Consider the following 7,474-nt stretch of genomic DNA (forward strand, 5'->3'; position numbering starts at 1 on the left):
GGCCTAACGCCCAAGGTAAGCGGCGCCGTAAGGAGCGCAGCGACTGAAGGGTACCAACAAGGGCCAGGACAATGGCGAAGCCTTGGCCCTTGTTGGCGTCCGCTTGACCGCCCAGTTAGGCTTGTGGATAGGTGCTGCATGGATCAAGTGCGAAGCTCCCTTTCGCCACCAGCCAAGAGCTTGGGCCTTTTGCGCGCATTTTCAAACGACTGGGCGTCATGTATGGCCTGTGTTTCATGGCTTCAAGCTCTTTGCCAATAGTGCTTCTGACATGAGTAGGCCGCAACCAGGACATTTATCCCAATTCGTCATGATCTCAGTCGCATGAACGCCCCGACCTTCTTTGATTTCCCAACTGTAGCCACATCGTGGGCAGGCGGCGCTTTTGGAAGGCGAGATGCGCTGCCGCAATGAAAGGGCTATGTAGTGCAGCATCCCTGCGCCGGCGCAAGAGACAAGGGCGCGAAGCTTCAGCGCGCTTTCCGTCGTTGGGGAGACGACGTACCAAATGGCAAATACAAGGCCAGATAGCAGCAGCGAGAATAAGAGGGCCCAATTGCGCGCCGATCGATTTCGTCGTGCAAGCGCTTTCTGCTCTTTTACGGAAGCGACAAGCTGATCTGTACTTTGCTGCATGCCAAGCGTGGACTTTGTGAGGGCCTAACGCCCTAGTTAACCGGCGCCGGAGCACGAAGTGCGGAGGGCACCGCGGCAGGCCATGAGAATGCCGAAGGCATGGCCTGCCGTGGCGTCCGCGTTGAACGACCAGTTAGGCTGGTGGCGGATGCTGAGGCAGTTGAACATCCCATTGCGGTAGGTCCCATTTGAGTTCGATCTGTGAGCAGTGATTTGTTTGAGGGGCATTCCGGACTAAGAGATGGCAACTTCTTTGGCTAGGGACTCGTAGAATTTGACGGGCCCCACGACAATCAGCTTCGCCAATTCAGATGCCCTCTCCTTCGAGAGATTTGGCCCATGGCGGATCAGTTCTCGGGTAAGTTCGACGTAGTCCTCGAGACTTGCCTCAGCCTCCTTCAGTCCAAGAAGCTTGAGTGCCATTCTGGCTCGGCGCAACGGATGATTTTTCTTATAGATGTTGGATTTCGCTTCATCGAAATCGACAGCCCCTTTCAGTCCCTGAACCTTGTTGCTGACTTCAGTGGCATACGTGCCAATCATGTGTTCAAACTCGGTCACGTCGTTGGCCGTTTGCATAAGCAAGTCGAATCGGCGCTTCGCAAGCTCCTTCTTTGCATCGTTACGATGGCTCAACTTAGTGAGCAAGTAGGTTGACATACCACCGATGAGCGCGCCGGCAATGGTGCCTATGACTGGAAATCCAATCTTCACTGCGTCAGAAAGTAGCCTGGTCTCTTCTTCTGTCATGATTCCCTTGATTTCCGAGGAATAGCTGCGTCTAGGAATTGCGAAAAGCCTAACGCCCAAGGTAAGCGGCGCCGGAAGGAGCGCAGCGACTGCAGGGTACCAACATGGGCCAAGACAATGGCGAAGCCTTGGCCCATGTTGGCGTCCGCTTGACCGCCCAGTTAGGCGCTGGATTTTGGGCCTTGGTGTTTAAGCTCATGCTTGATGATGCGTAAGACTGCTGTGATTGTCAGCGCAATGCTCAACGCCATTGCTGGGAATAGGCGCTTCGGAAGTTTTGAGGTGGGGTTGTGACTGATAGGTAGACGAACGGCGTGTTGCTTCCGTTAAAAACGCCGTGCACATCACCCGGCGCAAAGCGCACAACATCGCCTTCATGTATCGCAGCCTCACTTGCACCTTCAAGCAGGAGCGTGCCTTGGCCTGACAGCACGATCCACACTTGTTCCGACGTGTCATGTGCATGGCGAGGACTGGTCATTCCACTGGGCACGGTAACCCGCGTGACAGTTGACATTGCGTCCGGTGAGGATTCAGGGAACAGCAACTGTTCTGACTCAACGCCAGAGTTGCGAAGCACCGGTATGTCTTTGTGCTTGATGAGCTGCATGACTCTTGCCTCTTGAGGGCCTAACGCCCAAGGTAAGCGGCACCGGAGCACCGAAGGTGCGGAGGGTACCAACAAGGGCCAAGACAATGGCGAAGCCTTGGCCCCTGTTGGTGTCCGCTTGACCGCCCAGTTAGGCTGGGTGCAGATGCGCAGTGCAGCGAGCGTAGAAAACCTTTCGCTGTATCTATACCCTAGCCTTAGCAAAGACCTATCGTGTTCAGATCAACTCCCCAACGCTCCAGGGATGCCGCCTGCCAAGCCTCCGACAATGGACGTAACCAGGGGGTGAGCCATAAATTCTTTGAACTTTGATTTAGCGGCAAGCTTCTCTTCTGGAGTTGCATTTGACGCGTCAATTTTTGCCAAGATATCCCCAACCGTTAGGTTAGCGATCGATGCACCTTTTCCAGTAGCTACATTCAGTGGAGCGTTCACGTCGCCATGCACGTGTACGGTAGAGCTGTGGCTGGGGTTGTTCGCCTCTACGATCTTGGAGGGATCCCCCCCGATCATGACTCCGACCTTGCCGTGACTAAACTTGCCTCCAATAACGTGGAGGTTGCCTTGCAGCGAACCAATGTGCATCCCGACATCATTGTGGGTTGATTGCACATCTCGAATGGTGGTTGTCTTCTTTTCATCTGACATTGCGATGCTCCTGAATAGTTGAAGGGCTCTACACGCGATAAAAATAGCAGATTCAGAACAGTCGTGCTGATTGAGGCGCATGCGGTGTGTTCAATGGGCCTAACGCCCAAGGTAAGCGGCGCCGCAAGGAGCGCAGCGACTGAAGGGCACCAACAAGGGCCAGGACAATGGCGAAGCCATGGCCCTTGTTGGCGTCCGCTTGACCGCCCAGTTAGGCGACGAGTTTTGGTGGCTGGAATCGCTCTTCATCGTTGAACATGCGGAGCATGAGCTAGTTGCTTCGGCGGGCTTGAAGGCACATTCGCACGCTTGTGAGCAGTAGCCCCCCACTGGAGACCAGGTACACGGCAAGGACTGCTTTGCAATGGCCCGCTTCGACAAGCGACTTCAGTATGCTGGATAGCAAATTCGATCTGCCACTGTTGTGAACTGAAGGGCAATCGCCAGCTACTAGAAATTCCAATGAGTGCTGAGCCAAAGCAAGGCCGCAACCAAGCAAAACTAGAGCAAAGCTGTACTGAAGTGCAGACTTCCTCTGGTCGTTTTTGAGCTTGTATGCACTCCACCAAATGCCTAGCAGACCTAAGAGTATGACGTTGAGCAAGATTGCACCAAACACTCGTGATGCGCTCAGATGGTCAAGTACGGCAGCGTTGCTTACGGCTGCCGCGAGTAGCAAGAAGAGCAAGAATAGCCAGCGCATTTGTGTTGCCTAACGCCCAGGTTAACCGGCGCCGTAGCACGAAGTGCGGAGGGCACCACGGCTGGCCATGAAAATGCCGCAGGCATGGCCAGCTGGGGCGTCCGAGTTGAACCGACAGTTAGGCTGGTGCGCGTAGTGGAAGGTTGGGCTAGCTAGCATGGCCTGAATTTGAACTGGTGTTGCACTTGCTACTTGAAGCTAGGCTGAGGCGCGGAGTGGAAGTGATGTGATTCGCCAATGCCCGGCCAATGTTGGTTTGAGATTCAGGCATTGGTTCGCAACTCTATTGATTGCTCGTTCTTATTCGGTGTTCCTCCATCTTCAGGCGCGTCGTGCATTCTGAATATAATTTTGTAACTTTTTCCGATGCCCACACTTGCTACGGGAATGGAGGCATACATGTATCCGAACTCAGCATTTCGGGTTGGGTGCGGTATTCCGGCATCGTCAATGATGACAAGGCCAGACGCCATTGGAAAGTTCCAGCATTCGTCGCTGACTCTGCAGAGTATTTCGAGGTTCTGACCCGCCGTAACTATTGGTGGGCTGACGATAATAGTTGTCAGCCTTGGAACATCGGGATTATTGGGTGGAGGCTCTATTGGCTTGATATGTGATGCTGAATTTCCGAAGAACTGAGGATGCGCTTGCTTTACAAAAATATCACCAAGGTTGCCGGCCATCCAGTGTGTAAGGGTGTCTAGCCCCTTTCCTTTGAGGAAAAATATGTAGGATATGGCAGCGCTAATTAGGCCGCCAAGAATTGCACCGATCAATGTGTTTATGAAGCTTGCTAGGTCGAAGGTGAGGTTCAGCATTGGTGCATTCTTTCTCGGACGTTCTTGAGGCCTAACGCCCAAGGTAAGCGGCGCCGGAGCCCGATAGGGCGGAGGGCACCAACACAGGCCATGAGAATGCCGAAGGCATGGCCTGTGTTGGCGTCCGCTTGACCGACCAGTTAGGCATGACAGCCGCCGAAGTGCTGCTGGCGTTAGACAAGTTTCACATCCCTGTTGAACAAACAGTTAGGCGGCATGTAGATGCGCGGCCCGTTGAGAGGCGTTGCCACTTGGGTGCTATTGAATATGTGCGTCAAGCATTGAAGCCGGCCTGTAGGTGATTGTACGTAGGCCATCTGAACTGCCCGATAGCATTTTTAGCTCTGCACCTTGTCGCTCCAAAATGATGCTGCCATGGGAGTTTGCTAGCACATAGGTAGCAGGAAGACCTTGGCAGTTGGGCTTGCCGTTGGTCTTTGTGTAGGTAAGTGCCAATTCATCTTGACTGCTGGTTCGTGCCTTTGCCACGTACGTTCCTTCGTTCACCTGTTCACCGCTTATGAACTTGAACGTGCCATCGGCTGTGTAGACGGCATAGATGCGATTGACACAGTCGGGAGCTGCCTGAACTGGTATGTCAATCATGCGCCAGGCTCCGACATAAGTGGGGGCTATTGGGTGGTCGATAGGCGGAAGTGGCTTGCTCGTTGACGCTTGATATATGGTTGCAGTCAATGGTTGAGGCGTGCCGCATGCAGCAAGAAGGACGCACGAAATGACCGGTATGGCAAGTCGCTGACTTTTGTTGATGATAAGCATGTGATGCATTCTTTGGCCTAACGAAATGCTCCGCGGCTGTTCGATGTGGCCTAACGCCCAAGGTAAGCGGCACCGGAGCACCGAAGGTGCGGAGGGTACCAACAAGGGCCAAGACAATGGCGAAGCCTTGGCCCTTGTTGGTGTCCGCTTGACCGCTCAGTTAGGCTGGTGAGCGTAGGAGAGGGCGTTGAGAACACATAGACCTCACGGGTGTTGCAGTTGACACCTAAGTCGAGGATACAGGCTCGCGGCAGATGCACGGTACAGGCAGTGCTCCTGCATGGGATGGCCATGCGGCAGTGATGGATGTTGGAAGGTCAGCTCGTCGCGCTTCATGCCAAGACGCTTCATCACGCGCTCCGACCGCTCATTGCTGAGTGTCGTGAATGAAACCACCTCAGGCAATGACAATTCATTGAAGGCAAACGTCAGTGCAGCGCTGGCCCCCTCCGTTGCTAGCCCTTTGCCCCAGTAGTTTCGCGCGAGCCTCCAGCCAACTTCCACACAAGGTGAAAACGGCAATTCGGCAGTTGGTACATGCAGCCCAATAAAACCGATGAACGCGTTCGATGACCGCTCTTGAGCAGCCCAAAATCCCCAGCCACGCAGATCGATGAGGTCGCTGCAACGCTGCGCCATGTCGTTGCTCTGCTGTTCGTTCAAAGAACTAGGAAAGAAGCGCATTACCTCTTTGTCCGCGTTCATCTGCGCGAAGGCAGGAAAGTCGGATGGGAGCCACTGACGAAGCAACAGCCGTTCTGTCTCGATTACGTAGATCTGCACCATTGGTATTCTTCGGAGGGCCTAACGCCCAAGGTAAGCGGCACCGGAGCACCGAAGGTGCGGAGGGCACCAACAAGGGCCAAGACAATGGCGAAGCCTTGGCCCTTGTTGGTGTCCGCTTGACCGCCCAGTTAGGCTGGGGACAGATGCCAAGGCAGGTGAGAACAAGCAAGCCTTTTGTGCGTTGGTGATGATGCTTGGCCGTGGCATGGCCCTGCTCCCTTGATTTGATTTACGGGGATTTTGCCTGATGCGGCTGGACCTGGGCAATGCGGTTTTTACGCGCTGCCCGCCGTAGGTCGGGCGGCCCACAAGGCGATGGCCTGTGGCACTTTGGCGCTGCTGATCGGTGCGCAGGCTGCCGAAGGACAGACAGCCAGATTGAGACTTTGCAGCGCGCCACGTGGCGGAACTTGAGGGCAGTGAAGCGCCAAACCTGAAGACGCGAACAGATGCGGGTGCGGCAGAGAGAAAGGCCATGGTGTGCATCAGTGTTCTCGCGCAAAACATCGATGGCTATTGATGTTCACGAGGCATCACATGAATGCAGCCTTGCCAACATGCCGCCTCAAAAAGTGGGGCCTAACGCCCAAGGTAAGCGGCGCCGTAAGGAGCGCAGCGACTGAAGGGCACCAACAAGGGCCAGGACAATGGCGAAGCCATGGCCCTTGTTGGCGTCCGCTTGACCGCCCAGTTAGGCGCCGGATTTTGGGTTACGGTGTTGAGCCTCATTGTTGGAGCACAACTGCGGTGTGGGGGCATGAATCATGTTGGACGGGTTGTTGTAAGCCACCGCCACAGCCCCCGACTAAGGCTTGGGAGGATAAGTGCGAGAACGAGCGGTGTGACGGCCCAAGCAATGCCTTGATAGAGCGGAGATGAGAACGATCTTTCCATGAAGAAAAGGAGCCGTTCACGCTTTTCCTTTGACCTGAAATCGCTGTCAGATAGAGTCTGTTCGGACCCATCCCCAGCCACTAGCCACGCCAGGTGCTCGCACCCAGGCACTTTGCTTTTGATGCAGCCATCAATTTGCAAGTCCGTAGCGCAAAGACGGTTTCCTGCACAACTTGTCTCTGCCTCCGCTTGGCACTGGTACTGGTACCTTGCTCGGTGTTGAAACCAGTTGATGCCATGACCAGTCGCACAATCAAGAAACCTTCGTTCTCGCTGGGCACGGTTCAGCTCTTCCCGCACTTGTTGTGCCTCGTGCCAGCCATGCTCAACCTTTGGCCAGAAGTGGAGTGAAACACTTGGTAGCCAAAGGAGGCACAGCAGAAGCCAAGCGCGCTTGAGGTTTATTCTTGCCATTGCACTCTTTGAGCCTAACGCCAGAGGTAAGCGGCGCCGGAGCACCGAAGGTGCGCAGGGCACCAATACAGGCCATGAGAATGCCGAAGGCATGGCCTGTATTGGCGTCCGCTTGGCCGACCAGTTATGCCAGCGAGCTTAAACGAAGCCAGACTGGTGAGCGCGAAGCCAGGACCGTTTGGTGCGCTTGGCCATGGAGAGGCACTAGCGACAGCGCTGCATCGCGGAGGCAATGCCCGGCGCGAAGTACCAGGAAAGAGGCCGTGGTCGTGTGACTGTGCGAGTCCTGCGATGAGGCGATGGAAGGCAAAGGACACGGCCGGGAATAGACGCTCAGCCATATGCATGATCAGGACTTCGCGCCGGCAAGGTTGAGGTGCGCATGAGGTGCTGACAGCCAAGTTCTATGCATGAAGCAAGCTGGGGCATAACGCC

Annotated in this window: 6 protein-coding genes; all 6 read right to left on the minus strand. The window is 55.0% G+C overall.

Annotated elements, in window-relative coordinates:
* Positions 1 to 870: 870 nt before the first annotated feature.
* Positions 871 to 1,386: a hypothetical protein gene (locus JY96_RS21600; RefSeq protein ID WP_035044305.1), complete on the minus strand. Its 516-nt coding sequence runs from the start codon at positions 1,384 to 1,386 to the stop codon at positions 871 to 873.
* 241 nt (positions 1,387 to 1,627) lie between these two features.
* Entirely contained in the window at positions 1,628 to 1,996 is a 369-nt protein-coding gene (locus tag JY96_RS23020; protein WP_081961691.1) for a cupin domain-containing protein, read from the minus strand.
* 222 nt (positions 1,997 to 2,218) lie between these two features.
* On the minus strand, positions 2,219 to 2,644 hold the full coding sequence (locus tag JY96_RS22695; RefSeq protein WP_052163028.1) for a hypothetical protein: 426 nt from the start codon (positions 2,642 to 2,644) through the stop codon (positions 2,219 to 2,221).
* Positions 2,645 to 3,610: 966 nt separating this feature from the next.
* Complete coding sequence (locus JY96_RS23435; RefSeq protein WP_152606698.1) at positions 3,611 to 4,165, minus strand: hypothetical protein; 555 nt, start codon at positions 4,163 to 4,165, stop codon at positions 3,611 to 3,613.
* A gap of 258 nt (positions 4,166 to 4,423) precedes the next feature.
* The gene (locus tag JY96_RS23440; protein WP_152606699.1) at positions 4,424 to 4,945 is read right to left on the minus strand and encodes a hypothetical protein; all 522 of its coding nucleotides are present in this window, start codon (positions 4,943 to 4,945) and stop codon (positions 4,424 to 4,426) included.
* A gap of 204 nt (positions 4,946 to 5,149) precedes the next feature.
* Positions 5,150 to 5,731 (minus strand): GNAT family N-acetyltransferase, encoded by a 582-nt coding sequence (locus tag JY96_RS21610; protein WP_035044307.1) that lies wholly within the window; start codon positions 5,729 to 5,731, stop codon positions 5,150 to 5,152.
* Between the last annotated feature and the right edge of the window lie 1,743 nt (positions 5,732 to 7,474).

The sequence above is a fragment of the Aquabacterium sp. NJ1 genome, from assembly GCF_000768065.1.
Classification (GTDB): domain Bacteria; phylum Pseudomonadota; class Gammaproteobacteria; order Burkholderiales; family Burkholderiaceae_C; genus Aquabacterium.